Raw genomic sequence first — 18,130 nt, forward strand, 5'->3', positions numbered from 1 at the left:
CGACACCCGCCTAGGGTTGACAGCTCCTCCGTTTCGCCGCATAAGCCCGCATCCCGGCCCGGATTCTCTGTGCCGGGGTTTATTTGTCATACGCCCCCACGGGGCGCGCTGTTCGAGGTGGCCTTCGGGTCGAAACGCTGGACGCATCCGATGCGAAAGGGACCGTAGGACGCGGGTAGAAAAGGAAAGACGCATATGTTTGCGGTCCTCAAAACCGGCGGCAAGCAGTACAAAGTTCAGGCCGGCGATATGCTGCGCGTGGAAAAATTGGCTGCTGATGCTGGCGAAACAATCCAGTTCAACGACGTCCTGATGCTCGGTGGTGATGCACCGGTTGTGGGTGCGCCCTTTGTTGACGGTGCTGCGGTTCAGGCCGAAGTCGTCGATCAGATCAAAGGCGAGAAGGTCATTCACTTTGTGAAGCGCCGTCGTAAGCACTCCTCCAAGCGCACCAAGGGTCACCGTCAGAAGCTGACTCTGGTCAAGATCACCGAGATCCTGGCCTCCGGCGCTGACAAGTCCGGCGTGAAAGCTGCCAGCGGTCAGGGCGATGCGCCTGCTGCCAAAGCCGCTCCGGCTGCAAAAAAGGCTGCGCCTGCTGCCTCCGGTGACAACCTCACCGAGCTGACAGGTGTTGGTCCCGCCGCTGCCAAGAAGCTGGAAGAAGCCGGTCTGACCAGCTTTGCCCAGATCGCGGCCTTGTCGGATGCTGACATTGCTGCTATCGACGCGGTCAAAGTGAAGCCCGAATGGGTTGAGCAGGCCAAAGAATTGGCTAAAGGCTAAGGAGATAGACAATGGCACATAAGAAAGCTGGTGGTTCCTCACGTAACGGCCGCGACTCAGCCGGTCGCCGCCTTGGCGTGAAACTCTATGGTGGCCAAGCGGCCATCTCTGGCAACATCATCGTACGTCAGCGCGGCACCAAGTTTTGGCCGGGCGAAGGCGTTGGCCTGGGCAAAGATCACACGATCTTTGCAACCACGGACGGTGCTGTGACCTTCCACAAAGGCCTCAAGGGCCGCACCTTTATTTCGGTTCTGCCAGTGGCGGAGGCCGCTGAATAAGCCGAACCTGAAAGGTAAGACACAATCAGGGGATCGGCGACATCGCCGGTCCCTTTTTTATTTTTGCCCCGGTGGCAGAACCTAACCAGTTCTCAACGGCTTTGCGTTAGGGCAGGGCGCAACAGTTTGTTAAGGCCCCGCGGTTTCATCCGGCAGCAAGATGAGTGTTGGTATTCTTCGAGAGGAGCAAGGGCATGAGTTTGGATCATAAAAGAGCAGAACAGCCCGTGATCGATGCAGGACGTTTTGTTCTGCGCCCATTGCGCAAATCTGATGAGGGGCTGATTGCCCATTATGTCAGCGATGAACGCGTTGCCCGCATGACGACCGCTATTCCACACCCGCTGCCGCCGGGCGCGATTGAGGCTTTTGTTGCCCGCGCCCTGGATGAGGACCGCGATGAAGATGTCTGGGCCATCGATGGCACCGCAGACGGTGGCGAGGAGCTGAAGGGCGTTATCAGCCTCAAGCGGCTTGACCGCGACCAGAGCGAAGTCGGCTATTGGATTGCCCCGGTGTTTTGGAACAATGGCCTTGCCTCAGACGCGTTGCGCGCTTTGGTCGAGACCAATCCGCAAGGGTGCAACGCGCTCTTTGCCAGTGCGTTTCAGGACAATCCGGCCTCCGCACGTGTGCTGACCCATTGCGGGTTTGAGTATCTTGGCGATGCCGAGACCTTCTCCGTGGCGCGCGATGCAACCGTGCCAACCTGGACCTACAGCCGAAAACTGTGATTGGCGCGCCGCGCGGTTTGCGTTAAGTCGGGGCAGCAAGCCCCGGCACCGTCGGTACGCCCCATCTTATCCCTGCGCCCCTGGCGGCAGGTCATCAGCAAGGAGCTGACATGAAATTCCTCGATCTGGCCAAAGTCTACATTCGCTCCGGCGCGGGCGGGAACGGCTGCGTCAGCTTTCGCCGTGAAAAATTTATGGAATATGGCGGTCCCGACGGTGGTGACGGTGGTCGCGGTGGTTCCGTCTGGGTTGAGGTGACCGAAGGGCTGAACACGCTGATCGACTTCCGCTATCAGCAGCATTTCTTCGCCAAGAATGGCCAGTCTGGCATGGGCCGTCAGCGCACCGGCAAAGATGGCGATGATATCGTCCTGCGGGTTCCTGTCGGTACCGAGATCATGGATGAGGATCAGGAGACTGTTCTGGCCGACCTCACCGAGGTGGGGGAGCGTTTCCTGCTGGCAAAAGGCGGCAATGGCGGCTTTGGCAACCTGCATTTCAAAAGCGCGACCAACCAGGCTCCGCGTCGGGCCAATTCCGGTCAGGACGGGATTGAGCGCACCATCTGGCTGCGCCTGAAGCTGATCGCCGACGTCGGTCTGCTGGGCCTGCCCAATGCGGGCAAATCCACCTTCCTATCCGCGACCTCCAACGCGCGGCCCAAAATCGCTGACTACCCGTTTACCACGTTGCATCCCAACCTCGGCGTTGTGGGCATTGATGGGGTTGAATTTGTGGTGGCTGATATTCCCGGTCTGATTGCCGGCGCTCATGAGGGGCGTGGCATTGGCGACCGGTTCCTGGGGCATGTGGAGCGCTGCGCGGTGCTCTTGCATCTGGTAGATGGCACCTCGGACACCATTGCTGAGGATTATCAAACCATCATCAATGAGCTGGAAGCCTATGGTGGTGAGCTGGCGGAGAAGCCCCGTATCACGGCGCTGAACAAGATCGACTCCCTTGATGATGAAGAGCGCGCCGAGGCCAAGGCCGCGCTGGAGGCTGCGGTCGGTGGACCTGTGTTCATGATGTCAGGTGTCAGCCGCGAAGGTCTGAACGAGGTGCTGCGGTCCATGCGGACCCAGATCGACGAAGATCGTCTGCGCCAGAAACCCCAAGAGGAGCAGGACACGTGGCAACCCTGACCAACGCCCAGCGTATCGTTGTCAAAATCGGGTCCGCCCTGTTGGTGGACCGGACAAGCGGTGCATTGCGGGCGGATTGGTTGCGGGCCTTGGCGGCGGATGTTGCCTGGCTGAAATCCATGGGCAAGGATGTGATCCTTGTCTCATCCGGCTCTATCGCGTTGGGGCGTCGGGTGCTGGGGTTGGCGGCACAGGAGTTGCCGCTGGAGCAGTCCCAGGCCGCGGCAGCCGTTGGTCAAATCCGGCTCGCAGGCGCCTATGAGGAGGCATTGGCCCCGCATGAGATCACCACCGCGCAAGTGCTGGTCACATTGGAAGACAGCGCCGACCGACGCCGCTATCTGAATTCCCGCGCCACGTTGGAGACGCTGATTGGCTTGGGCGTTGTGCCCATCGTTAATGAAAATGACACCATCGCCACCGATGAGATCCGCTATGGCGATAACGACCGGCTGGCGGCGCAGGTGGCGGTCACGGTTGGCGCCGATGCGCTCATCCTGCTGTCGGATGTTGATGGGTTCTACACAGCCAACCCGGCGTTGGATCCCACCGCCCGGCGCTATGACATCATCGACCAGATCACACCTGAGATTGAGGCGATGGCCGGCGATGGTGTTTCGGGCCTCTCCAAGGGCGGGATGATCACCAAGCTTCTGGCGGCCAAAATGGCAACGGCGGCGGGTTGTGCTATGGCGATTACCGAAGGTTCGCCTGATAATCCACTGAAGTTGCTTGAAAATGGTGCGGCCTCGACGTGGTTCGCCGCGCAGGATGATCCGCAGGTTGCACGCAAGCGCTGGATCGCGGCGATGAAGACACGCGGTGTGGTTTCTGTGGATGAAGGCGCGGCACGGGCACTCGGTTCCGGCAAGAGTCTATTGCCCGCTGGCATCCGACACATCGAAGGAGACTTTGGCCGCGGTGAGCCGCTGGCCATCCTGGGCCCAGACGGGCGAAAACTGGGGCAGGGGCTTAGCCGGTATACAGCCGAGGAGGCGTCTGCCATCAAAGGGTGCCAGTCGATCGAGATCGAGGCCATCCTTGGTTATGCGGGCCGCGCTGCTGTCATTCACCGTGATGATATGGCGCTGTAACCGTGATCCATGTTAGGGCTGACCCCGCCTGACCGCGAGATGTGTCAAAGAGGGTCTACAAAGGGTTTCAACCAATGAATGAGACGCAAGATATTGCTGCGCTGATGGCCGATATTGGCAAACGCGCAAAGCAGGCTGCCGCAAAGCTGGCGACAGCCACTGCTGAACGCAAAACGGCGGCGCTGAATGCGGCCGCGGATGCAGTTTGGGACACTCGTTCGGAGATCCTGTCGGCCAATGCCAAGGATCTTGATTTCGGTCGCAGTAAAGGGCTATCGCCCGCCATGATGGACCGGCTGTCGCTGGATGAGGACCGGATTTCGGGGATCGTCGCTGGGCTGCGCGCGGTTGCCGCACAACCCGACCCCGTGGGGGAGGTGTTGGCGGAGTGGTCACAGCCCTCTGGGTTGGACATTCAGCGGGTGCGCACTCCACTTGGGGTGATCGGCGTGATCTACGAAAGCCGCCCGAATGTGACAGCGGATGCCGGGGCGCTGTGCCTCAAATCCGGCAATGCGGTGATCCTGCGGGGCGGGTCGGAGAGTTTTCATTCCAGTCAGGCCATTCATGGCTGTTTGGCTGCGGGTCTGCGTGCCGCCAACCTGCCTGAGGACGCTGTTCAGCTGGTGCCGACGCGCGATCGCGCGGCTGTGCAGGAGCTGCTCACCATGACCGATACGGTTGATGTGATTGTTCCGCGTGGCGGTAAGGGGTTGGTGGGGCTAGTCCAGCGCGAGGCGCGGGTGCCGGTCTTTGCACATTTGGAGGGCATCGTGCACATCTACCTCGATAAAGATGCAGATCCGCAAAAGGCGCTGGAGATCGTTCTGAACGCAAAAACCCGCAGGACGGGCATCTGTGGCGCGGCAGAATGTCTGCTAATCCACCGTGATATTGCCGAGACAATCGGCCGGGATGTGCTGACGGCGCTGGCGACAGCAGGGGTGGAAATCCGGGCTGAGGCTGGCTTGCCGGGGCCGGATGGCATGACAGCCGCCACAAGCGCGGATTGGGGCTGCGAATATCTGGATGCGATTATCGCGGCCAAGCAGGTCGAGGATATCGACACCGCGATTGCCCATATCCGTGCCCATCATTCGCAGCACACCGATTGCATCATCACCGAAAACGATGGTGCTGTGGCGCAGTTCTTCGCTGAGCTGGATAGCGCGATCCTGATGCACAATGCTTCAACCCAGTTTGCCGATGGTGGTGAATTTGGCATGGGAGCGGAGATCGGCATTGCGACGGGCAAGATGCACGCACGTGGGCCTGTCGGGGCGGCGCAGTTGACCAGCTTCAAATATCTGGTGCGTGGCCATGGTGCCGTCCGCAACTAATTCCGGACCAGACTGACATTAAAAAAGCGCTGCAAGTGATTGCAGCGCTTTCATTATATCCAAGATTCAATCCAGCCTAGATATGGCCAGACTAGAAATGGCCAGCTTAGAAATGGACCGTGACGCGTTCCAGCGTCTGTTCCACACGGACGGTGCGGCCCAGATCTTTTGCCGCCTCGGGCAGCATCGCGAACTGAACCAGCGCGGGTGTGACGGTTGCCGAGGAGGTGCCGCCGCTGACGCGCGCCCAGAGATCATCATCAATATTCAGCTTGCTGCCCTCACCGATGACGGTCCATTTCCCGTCGGCACAGAGGATCTTGACGGTGCCGCCATAGGGCAGGCCGGTTTCCAGGCACAGCGCCGCGAGGAAGGCAAGCCGTACCTCCGTCCGGCTGGAGGCCTCCTGCGGGGCCCATTGATATTTCAACCGGCCCCCTTTGCCGATATCTTCGAGAACGGAGACCACTTCGGCCCGGCTAATCTGCTGATCGCTGGCCGCGCCAAAAGCAATCCGAAAGAACCGGATACGGGCATTGGCATTGGCCACGCTGTCGGAGATCAACTCCAGCTCGGGACCGGACATATCTCCAGACATTCCAAGCAGTTCCAGCCCGTTGTTGATCGCGCCGATCGGGCTGATCAGGTCGTGGCAAATGCGCGACCCTATCAAAGCCGCGAGATTAGCGTTATCTACTGACATATCTTTCCTCCGAAGTGGGCCCTCACACATGAACGACCTGAACGCTATACTTGCCCCTGGCATGTTCGTGACCCATCCCGACCACCCCGAGTGGGGCACCGGGCAGGTTCAGTCCAACGCTGCCGGCAAGATCACCGTGAATTTCCCCGATCAGGGTAAGGTGGTGTTCAACGGCGCTCAGGTGGCCCTTATTCCAGTCTTTGATCCGTCATAAGCGTTGATGAACGGTTAACGCCTGTTCACCAATTTGAACGAAACTTGCACATGCCGTGCCTTATAGGCTAGCTGCACGCAAGGCAAACCATTGTTGAGCAAGGTCATGGGCGGCAGTTCTCCTGCGTTTCAGGTCAAACTGGCACAGACATCAGCGGATTTACGCGCGGCGCAGGCGCTTCGGTACGACGTCTTTGTCAGCGAACTGGGCGGTGGTGGGGCTATGGTGGACCATGATGCCGGTTTGGAGCGGGATCATTTCGATGCGTTTTGTGACCACCTGCTGCTCTGGGATCTGGAGCGCAATGCGGTGGTGGGTGTCTATCGTCTGCTGCGGAGCGATCAGGCCCTGCGCGCGGGGCAATTCTATTCCGAGGGCGAATATGATCTCTCCAAACTGACAGCATCGGGTCGTAAGCTGTTGGAACTGGGGCGATCCTGCCTGCATCCGGATTACCGCGGTGGCACCGCCATGTTCCATCTGTGGTCCGCTTTGGCAGACTATGTGGCGGAACATGAGGTTGAAATCCTGTTTGGCGTTGCCAGCTTTCACGGGACCGATACCGCGCCGCTGGCCAATGCGCTGTCGATGCTCTACCACAATCATCTGGCACCTGAGGCGCTGCGCCCCGTCGCGCGGGAGTATCAATCGATGGATTTGATCGCAGTAGATGATTTGGACCGCCGACAGGCGATGCTGGAGACCCCAGCCCTGATCAAAGCCTATCTGCGCCTGGGGGGCTGCGTCGGAGATGGTGCGTTTGTTGATCATGCGTTCAACACAACGGATGTCTGCCTCGTGCTTGACACCGCGCGGATGAATGCGCGGCAAAAACGGATCTACGGCGCAGGGCGGAGCACCACATGAGCACTTGGGAGGGCGGTGACGCCGCAGCTCCGATAGAGATCAGCGCCACGGGCTGGATGCGGGTTGCCCTTCGCGGATTACTGCTGGGAGTGTTGGTTTTTGGCGGGTTGCTGATCCTGCTGTTGGCTCGTCTGGTTGAACGTCCGCTCTGCGGCTTGAATCGGCCGGTCACCCCCTTCATCACGCAATGGGTTTGCCGCAATGCATTCCGCGTCCTTGGTATGAGGTTTCGCACCAAGGGTGCCTTGATGACAAACCGCGGTGCGGTGGTGGCGAACCACACCTCGTGGCTGGATATTTTTGCCCTTAATGCGCGCAAACGGATCTATTTCGTCTCCAAGGCAGAGGTCGCTGGCTGGCCTGGTATCGGCTGGCTGGCGCGCGCAACCGGCACCGTTTTTATCAAGCGGGATGCAAGGGAGGCGCAAAAACAGACGGCCTTGTTTCAAAAACGTCTGCTTCTGGGGCATAAGCTGTTGTTCTTCCCGGAGGGGACATCGACGGACGGTTTGCGGGTCTTGCCGTTCAAAACCACGCTTTTTGCGGCGTTTTTCCACCCAGAACTGCGCGATCATATTTCGATCCAACCGGTGTCCGTCGTGTTTCTTCCGCCCGAAGGTGAAGAGCCACGTTTCTACGGTTGGTGGGGAGATATGGACTTTGGCCCGCATCTGTTGAAAACCCTTGCGGCGCGGCGTCAGGGCGAGGTTGTACTGCACTATCATGATCCGCTTCGGGTGTCCGACTATTCCGATCGCAAAGCATTGGCCGCCGCCTGCGAGGCGCGGGTCAGGGCGGGACATACTATGCTGCGGTCAGGTGGCGTGCTCGCAAACGGACAGGATGTCTCTGCGACCTAAGCGGCGCAGGGGAGAGCGGTCAGACTTTTGCTCTTGCGCATTCCACAGGGCTGGCATATACGCGCGCCATTCAATCCGCAGGTGGGGATTGGCCTGACCGGGGGAGACATCCCCGGCAGACCGCCGGTTGGAGCATCCGCTCTGAGACCCCCGCCGAGGCACGAAACCGGAAAAGGAAAATATACATGGCTCTTCCCGAGTTCTCCATGCGTCAGCTGCTTGAGGCAGGCGTACACTTTGGTCACCAAACCCAGCGCTGGAACCCGCGTATGTCGCCGTTCATCTACGGCTCGCGCAATGGCATCCACATTCTGGACCTGACCCAGACCGTTCCCATGCTCGACGCAGCTCTGAATGCTGTGCGTGACACCGTCGCAAAAGGCGGCCGCGTGCTGTTCGTCGGCACCAAGCGTCAGGCGGCTCAGCCGATCGCAGATGCTGCTGAGAAATCCGCTCAGTACTTCATGAACCACCGCTGGCTCGGCGGCACGCTGACCAACTGGAAAACCGTTTCCCAGTCGATCAACCGTCTGAAGGAAATCGACGAGAAAATGGCGTCCGGCGCCGAAGGCCTGACCAAGAAAGAGCGTCTGGGCATGGAGCGTGACCAGCTGAAACTGGAAGCGTCCCTCGGCGGTATCCGCGAGATGGGCGGCGTTCCTGATCTGCTGTTCGTCATCGACGTGAAAAAAGAAGCTCTGGCCATCGCCGAAGCCAACAAACTGGGCATCCCGGTTGTGGCCATCGTCGACACCAACTGCTCGCCCGATGGCGTCGATTACATCATCCCCGGCAACGACGACGCAGCCCGCGCAATTGCGCTCTACTGCGATCTGGTTGCGCGCGCAGCTCTGGACGGCATGTCCGCTCAGCTGGGTGCGGCAGGCGTTGATCTTGGCGCACTGGAAGACGCACCGGTTGAAGAAGCCGTTGCCGAAGAAGCTGCTGCCGAAGCCTGATCCGTCCCGTCACGGAACTGACATGAGGGGCAGGGTATCACCTGCCCCAAATCCGTTTTTGAATTGAGGAGAGCCTAAGATGGCAATTACTGCATCCATGGTTAAGGAACTGCGCGACAGCACCGGCGCAGGCATGATGGACGCCAAGAAGGCGTTGACCGAAACCAATGGCGACATGGAAGCCGCCGTTGACTGGCTGCGCACCAAGGGTCTGGCCAAAGCGGCCAAGAAATCCGGCCGTACCGCTGCCGAAGGCCTGGTCGCCGTGGTCGTTGAAGGCAACAAAGGTGTTGCTGTCGAAGTGAACTCGGAAACCGACTTTGTTGGCAAAAACGCTGAATTCCAGGAAATGGTCTCCGGCATCGCCAAGACAGCTCTGAACGTTGCTGACGTTGACGCGCTGCTGGCGGCTGACATGGGCGGCAAGACCGTTGCTGACACGCTGACCGACAAAATCGCCACCATTGGCGAGAACATGAACGTCCGCCGGATGGCGTCGCTCGAAGGTGACACCGTTGTGTCCTACGTGCACAACGCTGCGACTGCTGGCATGGGCAAGATCGGTGTTCTGGTTGCCATGAACGGTGGTGACGAAGCAATTGGCAAACAGGTAGCGATGCACATCGCCGCTGTGAACCCTGCCGCGCTGAGCGAAGCTGAGCTGGACGCCTCGGTTGTTGAGAAAGAAAAGCAGGTCCAGATGGACATCGCCCGCGAATCCGGCAAGCCGGAGCAGGTGATCGAGAAGATGATCGTCGGCCGGATGAAGAAATTCGTCGCCGAAGCAACCCTGCTGAACCAGCAGTTTGTTGTGAACCCTGACCTGACCGTTGAAGAAGCGGCCAAGGAAGCAGGCGCGACCATCACTGGTTTTGTTCGTCTGGAAGTGGGCGAAGGCATCGAAGTCGAAAAAGAAGACTTCGCTGCTGAGGTTGCCAAGGCCGCACAGGGCTAATCCTGTCCGAGCTTTGCTCTTGTGAATAATGGAAGGGCCAATGAAGCTGTTGCTTCATTGGCCTTTTCTTTTGGCGAAGCGCAGCTGCTTCGTTGGTTTGGGGCAACCTGAAAAGACTGCGCAGGCCAATAAATCAACCTGTACCGTTCTGATAGATATCTTGGATATAAAAGAGTTGAGGGGCGCTGCTGGTGTTGCAGAGCCCCTCTGAATATCCCGGCGCTGGCGCGGAACAATACACGCAGCGACCGGACAGGTTAGAGAGCCTTGAAATCCCAAGGGTCATGCCCTGCGCCGTCCCAGGCCAAAGCCCCACTCACGGAACGTTGTGAGCTTGCCGACAATTTACACATTCTGGAAGTAATGAATTCCATACCCAATTATGAATAATTATTTAATGCATTGTCGAGATCGTCATAAAACCAGTATTTGAAATATATCTTATGTGATTGCTTTAGGTGTCCATAACGTACATCTGGTTGTGTAAAGCAGCCTTGAGAACCGCATGAGCTGTCGTTTCAACGGCCAGGGACTCGCGCGCAAGACGTAGGTGTTTTTCGACGGTTGCAGGCGTCAACCCCATCAGCAACGCAATGTCTTGGGTGGTTTTGCCGTCGCCAACCCACTGTAATGCCTCGCGCTGACGTTTTGTCAGGCTGCGGTTTGGGGGATCATAGGGCATGGTCAGGATTTTCAGATGCGCGACATTGTTCATCAATATGATGTCATGCCCGTCCTTTGCCCAGATCTCGTCGATGTCATCCTGGCTCAGGCCTTCCTCGGCCGCCAGTGAAATCGCCCCTTTGAAGCGTTGGGAGGTTGAATAAAAACTGACCGTGTAACCAGCCCGCACGCCCATGGCCGTGTTGAAATCGATCACTTTTTGGGCTTGCGGTGTCAGTGTTTGCTGCTCCAGCTGTTGCTGCACCATCCGCCAGCTGCCGGCCCCTTCGTTGTTCAACGCCCATTGCAGCATGGGAGCGTCGAAATAGAGGCCGGAATTGACAAACCCCTGCACATACTCCGTGCAATGGTTGGAGAGAATGACGAAATCTTCCGGATCCCCAAGGGACGTCTTGGTCTTGTGGCGTGTATAGCCGTAGATCAACCGATCAAAGCGATAGGCTTTCATCTGTTTGACGTGTTCCAGCCACAGCTCCTCAAGCGTCCGTGCGCCGCACAGAAAATTGAGATAGGCCCGAAGTTTCATCCCGCAGTGTCTTTGTCCAGATGGGCGCGCAGCGCGTCCAGTGCCATGATATACCCCTGCGTGCCAAAGCCGCAGATCTGCCCCAGCGCTGCCCGCGCGAGATAAGAGCGGTGGCGAAAATCCTCACGTGCATGGATGTTTGAGAGGTGAACCTCAACCACTGGCAGCCCAATCGAGAAGATCGCATCCATCAACGCGATGGAGGTATGTGTATAGGCGCCTGCATTGAGGATCACGCCGCCGTAAACGCCCCGCGCTCGGTGCAACGCATCAAGCAGAGCCCCCTCATGATTCGACTGCTCGCAGCTCACGGAGAGACCGATGGACTGCCCGTGTTCGACACAACGCTGTTCGACCATGGCGAGCGTCTCGCGGCCATAGACTTCCGGTTGACGGGTGCCAAGCAGGTTGAGATTGGGGCCGTTCAAAACCAGGATGGTGTGCATGTTGGTATCCACTTGTTCTTATGATGCCCTGGCTGCGCGGGCCGTCAGTTTAACTGCTGCGACAGGAACTTACAGGCTGGTCATCAGCGTTTTGGGAACGCTCCGGAGCGATGTGCCGGCCGGAGACATTCAACTCCACGATTGGCGGTCAGCGTCCTGTAGTTGGCTCATATTGATATATCTTTCAGGATGATATGCAAGCCAGCTAACGCTAACGTTGTGCGGGTGTGCCTGTTTCACTCAGGCGTATTTGTCAGGATGATCTTTCCCAGCACGCTCCGGCTTTGCATCTCCGTCAGTGCGGTTGCCGCGTCGCTCATCGGGTAGGCCGCATGCACACGGGGCCGGATCTTGCCGCTGCGATAGAGCTCAAACAGCTCCTCCACATTGCGCAGGTGCTGCACTGGGTCGCGTTGCACGGCAGCGCCCCAAAAGACCCCAACAATCTGACAACCTTTCAGCAGGGGCAGGTTCATCGGGATCTTTGGGATGCCTGCCGCAAAGCCGATAACGAGATAGCGGCCCTGCCAGCCCATGGCGCGCAGCGCAGGCTCCGCATAAGGACCACCCACCGCATCATAGACCACATCCACACCCGCTTTCCCTGCCAGGGCTTTGATATTTTTACCAAAGCTGATCTGATCTTCCTTGTCCGGCGCATGGCCATAGATCACCGTGGCATCCGCGCCGATATCCTGGCAGAACGCTGCTTTTTCGGCGGAGGACACGGCAGCAATAACGCGCGCGCCCGCTGCTTTGGCCAGCTCTACCGCAGCAGATCCAACACCACCGGCGGCGCCGAGGACCAGCACGGTTTCGCCCGATTGTAGATTCGCGCGCTCCTTCAGGGCGTGATGCGATGTGCCATAGGTGAAGACAAACCCGGCGGCATCCAGATCGGACATTTGATCCGGGATCCGGATCGCACTGGCGGCTGGGATCGCGATATGGGTGGCAAAGCCGCCATAGCCTGTCAGCGCCAGAACCCGATCTCCGATCTTGTGGCCCTGAACCTCAGGACCAATGGCGATGATTTCTCCCGCGATCTCTCCGCCGGGCGCAAAGGGTCGGGGCGGTTTGATTTGATACAGATCCTGGATCATCAGCGTATCTGGGTAATTCACGCTGGCGGCATGGATTTTGACCAACACCTCCTGGGCCCCGGGTTGGGGGCAGTCCTGCGCGCTCCACTGCAGGGTTTCGGGGCCGCCCGGAGCGGTTGAGAGCATGGCGTGCATGGCTGAGTGTCCTGTCATGATGCCCAAGCGGGCCCGTTGTGACGTCAAGTCTTCTGTGTGGATCTTACGTTGTCAATGAAATTGCGAAATGCAATTCTGCTCTGCGATAGATCTGTTTTCTGGCCGGAAAGCGGCGTGAGATATGCTGGATAAAGGATTGGAAATGAAGGAAACTCGCCTCACATTGGGTGGGCAGCCTATGCCTGATGCCCTGCAGAGACTGCGCTTGCCGATGATCGGTGCGCCGCTGTTTATCATATCGGTGCCAGAGCTGGTCATTGCGCAATGCAAGGCCGGCATCGTGGGGTCCTTTCCCGCACTGAATGCGCGTGGGGCCGAGGGCGAACCACCGCTGCTGGAGGTCTGGCTGCAGCAGATCACCGAGGAATTGGACAGGCACAACCAAGACAACCCGGATCGCCCTGCGGCACCGTTTGCGGTAAACCAGATCGTGCATCGCTCCAATACGCGGTTGGAGCGCGATCTTGAGATTTGTCACCGCTGGAAGGTGCCGCTTTGGATCACGTCACTTGGGGCGCGGCCCGAGGTGAATGAGGCCGCCCATGGTTGCGGCGGCGTTGTGCTGCATGATGTGATCAACAACCGTTTTGCCCGGAAGGCGATTGAGAAAGGCGCCGACGGTTTGATCGCGGTCGCCGCCGGGGCAGGTGGCCATGCGGGTCAGCAATCTCCGCTTGCACTGATTAGCGAAATTCGCAGCTGGTTTAAGGGGCCACTTGCGCTGTCAGGCGCGGTTGCCAATGGTCCGTCGCTGCTTGCTGCGCGGGCGTTGGGGGCCGATTTCGGATATGTGGGCTCCCCGTTTATCGCCACGGAAGAGGCGAATGCACAGCAGGGCTACAAGCAGATGATTGTCGATAGCGCTGCGGATGACATTGTTTATTCATCATTGTTTACAGGGGTTTCTGGAAACTACCTGCGTGGGTCAATCCAGAACGCAGGACTTGATCCTGACAATCTGGAGAGTGCGGATGCAAGCGCGATGAATTTCGCTGGCGGGTCTTCCAAGCCCAAGGCCTGGAAGGAAATCTGGGGTTCTGGTCAGGGCATTGGTGCCATCAGGGATGTCCGCCCGGCGGGTGCGCTGGTGGATGAGATTGCCGCCAATTATGACGCTGCCGGGCGACGGTTGGCGGCTGAGTTCACATTGGCTGGGGCGCACTGATGGCATCGCAGACATCACCCGGAACCCCTGATGACAGCGGTATGGAGGATCCCCTAGCGCTCAATCTCGGAGCTGTGCAGCGGTACATGCAAGGGCGTCTGCCCGGGTTCGACACGGAGATCACCGCCCGAAAGTTTCAGAACGGCCAGTCAAACCCGACTTATCTGCTACAGACCGAGGCGGGCGCCTATGTTCTGCGACGCAAGCCGCCGGGCGTTCTGCTGAAATCTGCCCATGCGGTGGAGCGCGAGTTTCGCATGCAGATGGCGCTGCGGGACACTGGGGTTCCGGTCGCAAAGATGCATCATCTCTGTGAGGATGATGCCGTGATTGGATCATCTTTTTATGTTATGGAACATGTGGTTGGGAGAAACTTCTCAGATCCGACTTTGCCCGGTCTTCCCGCGAGTGATCGCGCTGCGGTGATGGATGAGATGAGCCGTGTTCTGGCGGCGCTGCACGATGTGGATGCCGCCACCGTCGGGCTGGCTGATTATGGGCCTGAGGGCAACTATTTTGAGCGTCAGCACGGTCGCTGGAGCAAGCAATACCGCTCCAGCGAGGTTGAAACCATCGCAGAGATGGACGAGTTGATCGCGGCACTGGGCGCACAGATGCCCGCTGATGACGCTCAGCGCGGGTTGGTACACGGCGACTACCGCATCGACAATATGATCTATGCAGCCGACGGGACAAACTGCCGGGCGGTTCTGGATTGGGAGCTGTCGACCATTGGCCACCCCTATGCAGACCTTGCCGGTGTCATCATGCAGTGGCAGATGCCACCCGGGCGTGAGGGGCGTGGGTTGGCCGGTGTCAATCGGCGCGATCTTGGTCTTCCATCGGATCAAGAATTTATCGCAAGCTATTGCCAACGCAGAAATTTACCAGGAGTCGAAAATTTCGGCTATTACCTCTCTTTCAGTTTCTTCCGGATGGGGGCAATCCTTCAGGGGGTGCGCAAAAGAGGGCTTGATGGCAACGCCTCAAACCCCGAACATGCGGCGCGCCTTGGTGCGTTTGTGCCGGACTTCGCGCGCGCCGGGCTGGCGGCCTTGTCCCGGAAATTTGACTGAAGCGCATCTGAGACGGGACCGGAGATGGACAGCGACAAGACGGCCACAGCGGATGGCGAAAAAGATCGAAATTTTGTCACCGCCCTGGCGCGGGGCCTCGATGTGTTGCGCGCGTTTCGCCGCAATGAGCTGGAGCTGACCAACACCGATCTGGCTGAACGCACGGGGCTGCCGAAACCAACCGTTTCGCGGCTAACCTATACGCTGTGCCAGCTGGGGTATCTGGTTCAGGACGGGCAGTCCGGCAATTACCGTTTGGGGGCAGGGGTGTTGCGTCTGGGCTATGGTGTCTTGGCCGGGATGGATATCAGCGACCGTGCATCGCAAATCCTCAGGGATCTGCGAAATGGCGAAAACTCATATATCACCAGTGCATTGGGTGAGGCACATCATGCGGATGTCATCTACATTGCAGTGCATCGCTCTCGCGAAGATGTCTCGTTGGCGGCGCATGTCGGGATGCGGTTGCCGCTGTTTTACTCCGCCGTGGGCCGCGCGATCCTTGCCGGTATGTCACCGGATCAACGGGCCGAAAGCCTTCGGATTGCGGACGCGCTTGAACCAGATGGAAGGCTCTCACGCCAGGACAGTCTGGGCCGGGCGCAGGACGAATATGCTGCCCGTGGCTTTTGTACCGGCTATGGTGATTGGCGGCCGGATGTGAACGGGATCGCGGTTCCGGTGGTGTCGCTGAACGGGATGCGCGTCTATGGGCTGAACGTTGGTGGCCCGTCCTTTCATGTAAGCCCGGATGTGCTTGAGACGGTCCATGCGGATCAGCTGATGTCTGCTGCAGAAACCCTGAGCATGCGACCGTAGCGGTAACGCTTTGCCAAAGCTGCGATGTTAGGTGTCATGCGTGGTTCTACGTAGGTCAAAATACTCGACCTTGCCGAACAAACTGCGCATGATAATCGAAACGGCTGGCAGCAGTGTCAGCGTCTAAGGGAAGACCCAGAAATGACTGAGAGCGATTGGCTGATCCGGCACGCACATGGCGACGGGGTTGTCGAAATCAAACTGGCGCGCGCACCGGTCAATGCGCTATCGCCAGAGTTCCTCATGGATTTCGCGGATGTTATCAATGAGATCGGCGAGGATCCTACTGTGCAGGCGCTGCTGCTGACCAGCGCCTTCAAGGTGTTTTCTGCAGGCCTTGACCTCAAGGTGGCGCGGGACTTGGATCTGGCCGGTCAGCGCGCCGCGGTGCGGGGGCTGAATGAGGCCTTTCTAGCGCTCTATGCCTGCCCGAAGCCGGTTGTCGCCGCCGTAAACGGCGCGGCAATAGCGGGTGGGCTGTTCTTTGTGCTTTGCAGTGATGTGCGGGTTGCCCAGGTGAAATCCAAGTTTGGTCTAGCAGAGGTGCAGGCCGGAGTTGATTTCCCCATTGCGCCATTGGAGATCGCCCGCGCGACGCTGAACCCGAATATCCAGCGACGGCTGATGATGACCGGGCAAACCATCGGTCCCATCGCTGCGCGGAACTTTAACATCGTGGATATCATTGCGGATGATGCGGAGGATCTGCTTGGCTATGCGCTGAAAGAAGCGCGCGCACTGGCAGAGCTGCCATCCGGAACCTATGCCGCGATCAAACAGCAGCTGCGCGGCGAAACAATTGCAAAGATCAGGTCCGCAATGGACGCAGAGGCTGAGGACCAGCCCTGGTTTACCGAAGAGACTGTCCCGGCGATGACCAAGATCATCGGCTAAACTGCCAGATCACCGACAACAGGAGCCCCCATGGACGCTGCGCGCCTTGAGCACATCAGGACATGGCAACACCGCTATGTGGATCAACGCAAATATGCCGGCAGTTCGCTGCTGATCAATCGCAATGGTGAAGAGCACTATTTCCACGCTGCGGGCCAGCGAAATATCGCGGAGGAACTGCCGTTCACCCGTGATACCGTGACGCGCATCTACTCAATGACCAAGCCGGTGACCTCGCTCGCGCTGATGCTGCTGTTGGAACGCGGCCTGGTCCATCTGGATATGCCTGTTTCTGAATTTCTTCCCGAATTCAAAGATATGCGCTGTCTTGTTGATGGTGCGACCGAGATTGCGCGGACCAAACCCTGTCGGTCGCCAACCCTGCATGAGCTGCTAACTCATACCAGTGGGCTGAGCTACCCGTTCAATCCCGGCATCCTGCCTGAAGAAATGTCGAAAACCGATTTGATGTTCAAACCCAGCCAGGGTGCCCTTGCGGCGCGGGTGGAGGAGTTGGCGGCACTGCCGTTGGCCTTTGAACCCGGCCAGCGGTGGGAATACTCCGTTGGTATCGACGTGATCGGCCGGGTGATTGAGGTCGTGACTGGAGAGAGCCTCGGCGCCATGCTGAAGCGGGAAATCTTTGACCCACTGGGCATGGACCGAACAGGTTTTCGCAGCTTGGAGATAACCGGTAACCTCTTGGCATCGCTCTATTCTCCGCTGAGCGGCGACGCGATGGCGCTGAATGACGCGCGACAGGGGGCTGACAGCCTGCGTCTGATTGATTCATACGACGACACCCCCTTCGACACCGCCGAGATGCACTCGGGCGGCGGCGGTCTTCTGAGTACGATCGACGATTATATGCGCTTTGCCGAGCTGATCCGGCTGCGGGGGTCATTGGGTAAGGATCATCTGATCAGCCCGCAGATCGTTGATTTCATGTGTCAAAACCATCTGCCCGGTGACATCGCATCCATGGGACCGCAAAGTTTTGCGGAGCAACCGATGGACGGGATGGGGTTTGGCCTTGGCGGTGCGGTTGTGCTGGATCCGGCCAGAGCGAGATGTCCCGGATCCGTTGGGGATTTCAGCTGGGGGGGTATGGCCTCGACCTTCTTCTGGGTTGATCCGATCCTAGACTTGAGTGTTGTCTTTTTTACGCAGCTCGCACCGTCTAGTTCTTATTCGTCGCGGGCGGAGCTGAAGGCGCTGGTCCATGGCGCCGTAACGCGTTAAGGCTGCTGTCCAGCCAGACGATCAGGGCAGGGCGGTTGACCGCAGCGGCCCGCCTGATGTCACATTAACAGGAACAGATAG

The 18,130-nt window shown here is 58.7% G+C and carries 21 protein-coding genes; 17 read left to right on the top strand and 4 right to left on the bottom strand.

Annotated features, from left to right (window positions below):
* Positions 1-195: 195 nt before the first annotated feature.
* The 6 genes from phaeop14_RS07230 to phaeop14_RS07255 all read left to right on the top strand — a co-directional run bounded on the left by phaeop14_RS07230 (position 196) and on the right by phaeop14_RS07255 (position 5,380).
* Positions 196-786: a 50S ribosomal protein L21 gene (locus phaeop14_RS07230; RefSeq protein WP_014879989.1), complete on the top strand. Its 591-nt coding sequence runs from the start codon at positions 196-198 to the stop codon at positions 784-786.
* An 11-nt stretch (positions 787-797) separates the two neighbouring features.
* Positions 798-1,067 (top strand): 50S ribosomal protein L27, encoded by a 270-nt coding sequence (gene rpmA, locus phaeop14_RS07235; RefSeq protein ID WP_014874659.1) that lies wholly within the window; start codon positions 798-800, stop codon positions 1,065-1,067.
* 194 nt (positions 1,068-1,261) lie between these two features.
* Positions 1,262-1,801: a GNAT family N-acetyltransferase gene (locus phaeop14_RS07240; RefSeq protein WP_096789153.1), complete on the top strand. Its 540-nt coding sequence runs from the start codon at positions 1,262-1,264 to the stop codon at positions 1,799-1,801.
* 110 nt (positions 1,802-1,911) lie between these two features.
* Positions 1,912-2,946, top strand: coding sequence for a GTPase ObgE (obgE, locus tag phaeop14_RS07245; RefSeq protein ID WP_024097279.1), 1,035 nt, complete (start codon positions 1,912-1,914; stop codon positions 2,944-2,946).
* Entirely contained in the window at positions 2,934-4,040 is a 1,107-nt protein-coding gene (proB, locus tag phaeop14_RS07250) for a glutamate 5-kinase (RefSeq protein WP_040178491.1), read from the top strand. The genes obgE and proB overlap by 13 nt, the downstream gene beginning before the upstream one ends.
* Before the next feature lie 74 nt (positions 4,041-4,114).
* Positions 4,115-5,380: a glutamate-5-semialdehyde dehydrogenase gene (locus tag phaeop14_RS07255; protein WP_096789154.1), complete on the top strand. Its 1,266-nt coding sequence runs from the start codon at positions 4,115-4,117 to the stop codon at positions 5,378-5,380.
* 106 nt (positions 5,381-5,486) lie between these two features.
* On the opposite strand, the gene phaeop14_RS07260 is transcribed toward phaeop14_RS07255, so the two are convergent.
* Entirely contained in the window at positions 5,487-6,083 is a 597-nt protein-coding gene (locus phaeop14_RS07260; RefSeq protein ID WP_014874664.1) for a histidine phosphotransferase family protein, read from the bottom strand.
* Between the two features lie 28 nt (positions 6,084-6,111).
* Between phaeop14_RS07260 and phaeop14_RS07265 the strand changes: the two genes are divergently transcribed.
* From phaeop14_RS07265 to phaeop14_RS19815, 6 genes are all read left to right on the top strand, one after another.
* The gene (locus phaeop14_RS07265; RefSeq protein ID WP_014879994.1) at positions 6,112-6,297 is read left to right on the top strand and encodes a DUF3553 domain-containing protein; all 186 of its coding nucleotides are present in this window, start codon (positions 6,112-6,114) and stop codon (positions 6,295-6,297) included.
* 105 nt (positions 6,298-6,402) lie between these two features.
* Positions 6,403-7,164, top strand: coding sequence for an L-ornithine N(alpha)-acyltransferase (olsB, locus tag phaeop14_RS07270; protein WP_096789155.1), 762 nt, complete (start codon positions 6,403-6,405; stop codon positions 7,162-7,164).
* Complete coding sequence (olsA, locus tag phaeop14_RS07275; RefSeq protein WP_096789156.1) at positions 7,161-8,024, top strand: lyso-ornithine lipid O-acyltransferase; 864 nt, start codon at positions 7,161-7,163, stop codon at positions 8,022-8,024. The genes olsB and olsA overlap by 4 nt, the downstream gene beginning before the upstream one ends.
* 185 nt (positions 8,025-8,209) lie before the next feature.
* Positions 8,210-8,983: a 30S ribosomal protein S2 gene (rpsB, locus tag phaeop14_RS07280; protein WP_024097272.1), complete on the top strand. Its 774-nt coding sequence runs from the start codon at positions 8,210-8,212 to the stop codon at positions 8,981-8,983.
* Between the two features lie 79 nt (positions 8,984-9,062).
* Positions 9,063-9,938, top strand: coding sequence for a translation elongation factor Ts (tsf, locus tag phaeop14_RS07285; protein ID WP_040169102.1), 876 nt, complete (start codon positions 9,063-9,065; stop codon positions 9,936-9,938).
* A gap of 40 nt (positions 9,939-9,978) precedes the next feature.
* Positions 9,979-10,149: a hypothetical protein gene (locus phaeop14_RS19815; protein ID WP_217521305.1), complete on the top strand. Its 171-nt coding sequence runs from the start codon at positions 9,979-9,981 to the stop codon at positions 10,147-10,149.
* A gap of 243 nt (positions 10,150-10,392) precedes the next feature.
* On the opposite strand, the gene phaeop14_RS07290 is transcribed toward phaeop14_RS19815, so the two are convergent.
* From phaeop14_RS07290 to phaeop14_RS07300, 3 genes are all read right to left on the bottom strand, one after another.
* Positions 10,393-11,148: a LuxR family transcriptional regulator gene (locus phaeop14_RS07290; RefSeq protein WP_096789157.1), complete on the bottom strand. Its 756-nt coding sequence runs from the start codon at positions 11,146-11,148 to the stop codon at positions 10,393-10,395.
* Positions 11,145-11,594, bottom strand: coding sequence for a type II 3-dehydroquinate dehydratase (gene aroQ / locus phaeop14_RS07295; protein WP_096789158.1), 450 nt, complete (start codon positions 11,592-11,594; stop codon positions 11,145-11,147). Before aroQ ends, phaeop14_RS07290 begins: the two co-directional genes overlap by 4 nt.
* 236 nt (positions 11,595-11,830) lie before the next feature.
* A complete protein-coding gene (locus tag phaeop14_RS07300; RefSeq protein ID WP_096789159.1) occupies positions 11,831-12,832 on the bottom strand; it encodes an NADPH:quinone oxidoreductase family protein in 1,002 nt (333 codons plus the stop codon).
* 163 nt (positions 12,833-12,995) lie between these two features.
* On the opposite strand from phaeop14_RS07300, the gene phaeop14_RS07305 reads away from it, so the two are divergent.
* The 5 genes from phaeop14_RS07305 to phaeop14_RS07325 all read left to right on the top strand — a co-directional run bounded on the left by phaeop14_RS07305 (position 12,996) and on the right by phaeop14_RS07325 (position 18,049).
* The gene (locus phaeop14_RS07305) at positions 12,996-14,018 is read left to right on the top strand and encodes an NAD(P)H-dependent flavin oxidoreductase (protein WP_096790251.1); all 1,023 of its coding nucleotides are present in this window, start codon (positions 12,996-12,998) and stop codon (positions 14,016-14,018) included.
* Entirely contained in the window at positions 14,018-15,094 is a 1,077-nt protein-coding gene (locus phaeop14_RS07310; protein WP_096789160.1) for a phosphotransferase family protein, read from the top strand. The genes phaeop14_RS07305 and phaeop14_RS07310 overlap by 1 nt, the downstream gene beginning before the upstream one ends.
* A gap of 24 nt (positions 15,095-15,118) precedes the next feature.
* Complete coding sequence (locus tag phaeop14_RS07315) at positions 15,119-15,913, top strand: IclR family transcriptional regulator (protein WP_096789161.1); 795 nt, start codon at positions 15,119-15,121, stop codon at positions 15,911-15,913.
* Between the two features lie 141 nt (positions 15,914-16,054).
* The gene (locus tag phaeop14_RS07320) at positions 16,055-16,807 is read left to right on the top strand and encodes an enoyl-CoA hydratase/isomerase family protein (RefSeq protein WP_096789162.1); all 753 of its coding nucleotides are present in this window, start codon (positions 16,055-16,057) and stop codon (positions 16,805-16,807) included.
* Positions 16,808-16,837: 30 nt separating this feature from the next.
* The gene (locus tag phaeop14_RS07325; RefSeq protein ID WP_096789163.1) at positions 16,838-18,049 is read left to right on the top strand and encodes a serine hydrolase domain-containing protein; all 1,212 of its coding nucleotides are present in this window, start codon (positions 16,838-16,840) and stop codon (positions 18,047-18,049) included.
* The last annotated feature ends 81 nt before the right edge of the window (positions 18,050-18,130 follow it).

The organism is Phaeobacter piscinae, assembly GCF_002407245.1.
In the GTDB taxonomy this organism is placed as follows: Bacteria; Pseudomonadota; Alphaproteobacteria; order Rhodobacterales; family Rhodobacteraceae; genus Phaeobacter; species Phaeobacter piscinae.

Excerpts from the sequence above, each read along its gene's own strand:
- tsf (WP_040169102.1), top strand. The coding sequence starts at position 9,063 with ATGGCAATTACTGCATCCATGGTTAAGGAACTGCGCGACAGCACCGGC.
- phaeop14_RS07240 (WP_096789153.1), top strand. The coding sequence starts at position 1,262 with ATGAGTTTGGATCATAAAAGAGCAGAACAGCCCGTGATCGATGCAGGA.
- phaeop14_RS07320 (WP_096789162.1), top strand. The coding sequence starts at position 16,055 with ATGACTGAGAGCGATTGGCTGATCCGGCACGCACATGGCGACGGGGTT.
- phaeop14_RS07325 (WP_096789163.1), top strand. The coding sequence starts at position 16,838 with ATGGACGCTGCGCGCCTTGAGCACATCAGGACATGGCAACACCGCTAT.
- olsB (WP_096789155.1), top strand. The coding sequence starts at position 6,403 with ATGGGCGGCAGTTCTCCTGCGTTTCAGGTCAAACTGGCACAGACATCA.
- phaeop14_RS07310 (WP_096789160.1), top strand. The coding sequence starts at position 14,018 with ATGGCATCGCAGACATCACCCGGAACCCCTGATGACAGCGGTATGGAG.
- phaeop14_RS07315 (WP_096789161.1), top strand. The coding sequence starts at position 15,119 with ATGGACAGCGACAAGACGGCCACAGCGGATGGCGAAAAAGATCGAAAT.
- phaeop14_RS07230 (WP_014879989.1), top strand. The coding sequence starts at position 196 with ATGTTTGCGGTCCTCAAAACCGGCGGCAAGCAGTACAAAGTTCAGGCC.
- rpsB (WP_024097272.1), top strand. The coding sequence starts at position 8,210 with ATGGCTCTTCCCGAGTTCTCCATGCGTCAGCTGCTTGAGGCAGGCGTA.
- phaeop14_RS07265 (WP_014879994.1), top strand. The coding sequence starts at position 6,112 with ATGAACGACCTGAACGCTATACTTGCCCCTGGCATGTTCGTGACCCAT.
- phaeop14_RS07305 (WP_096790251.1), top strand. The coding sequence starts at position 12,996 with ATGAAGGAAACTCGCCTCACATTGGGTGGGCAGCCTATGCCTGATGCC.
- phaeop14_RS19815 (WP_217521305.1), top strand. The coding sequence starts at position 9,979 with ATGAAGCTGTTGCTTCATTGGCCTTTTCTTTTGGCGAAGCGCAGCTGC.
- olsA (WP_096789156.1), top strand. The coding sequence starts at position 7,161 with ATGAGCACTTGGGAGGGCGGTGACGCCGCAGCTCCGATAGAGATCAGC.
- phaeop14_RS07255 (WP_096789154.1), top strand. The coding sequence starts at position 4,115 with ATGAATGAGACGCAAGATATTGCTGCGCTGATGGCCGATATTGGCAAA.
- obgE (WP_024097279.1), top strand. The coding sequence starts at position 1,912 with ATGAAATTCCTCGATCTGGCCAAAGTCTACATTCGCTCCGGCGCGGGC.
- aroQ (WP_096789158.1), bottom strand. The coding sequence starts at position 11,594 with ATGCACACCATCCTGGTTTTGAACGGCCCCAATCTCAACCTGCTTGGC.
- phaeop14_RS07300 (WP_096789159.1), bottom strand. The coding sequence starts at position 12,832 with ATGCACGCCATGCTCTCAACCGCTCCGGGCGGCCCCGAAACCCTGCAG.
- phaeop14_RS07260 (WP_014874664.1), bottom strand. The coding sequence starts at position 6,083 with ATGTCAGTAGATAACGCTAATCTCGCGGCTTTGATAGGGTCGCGCATT.
- phaeop14_RS07290 (WP_096789157.1), bottom strand. The coding sequence starts at position 11,148 with ATGAAACTTCGGGCCTATCTCAATTTTCTGTGCGGCGCACGGACGCTT.
- rpmA (WP_014874659.1), top strand. The coding sequence starts at position 798 with ATGGCACATAAGAAAGCTGGTGGTTCCTCACGTAACGGCCGCGACTCA.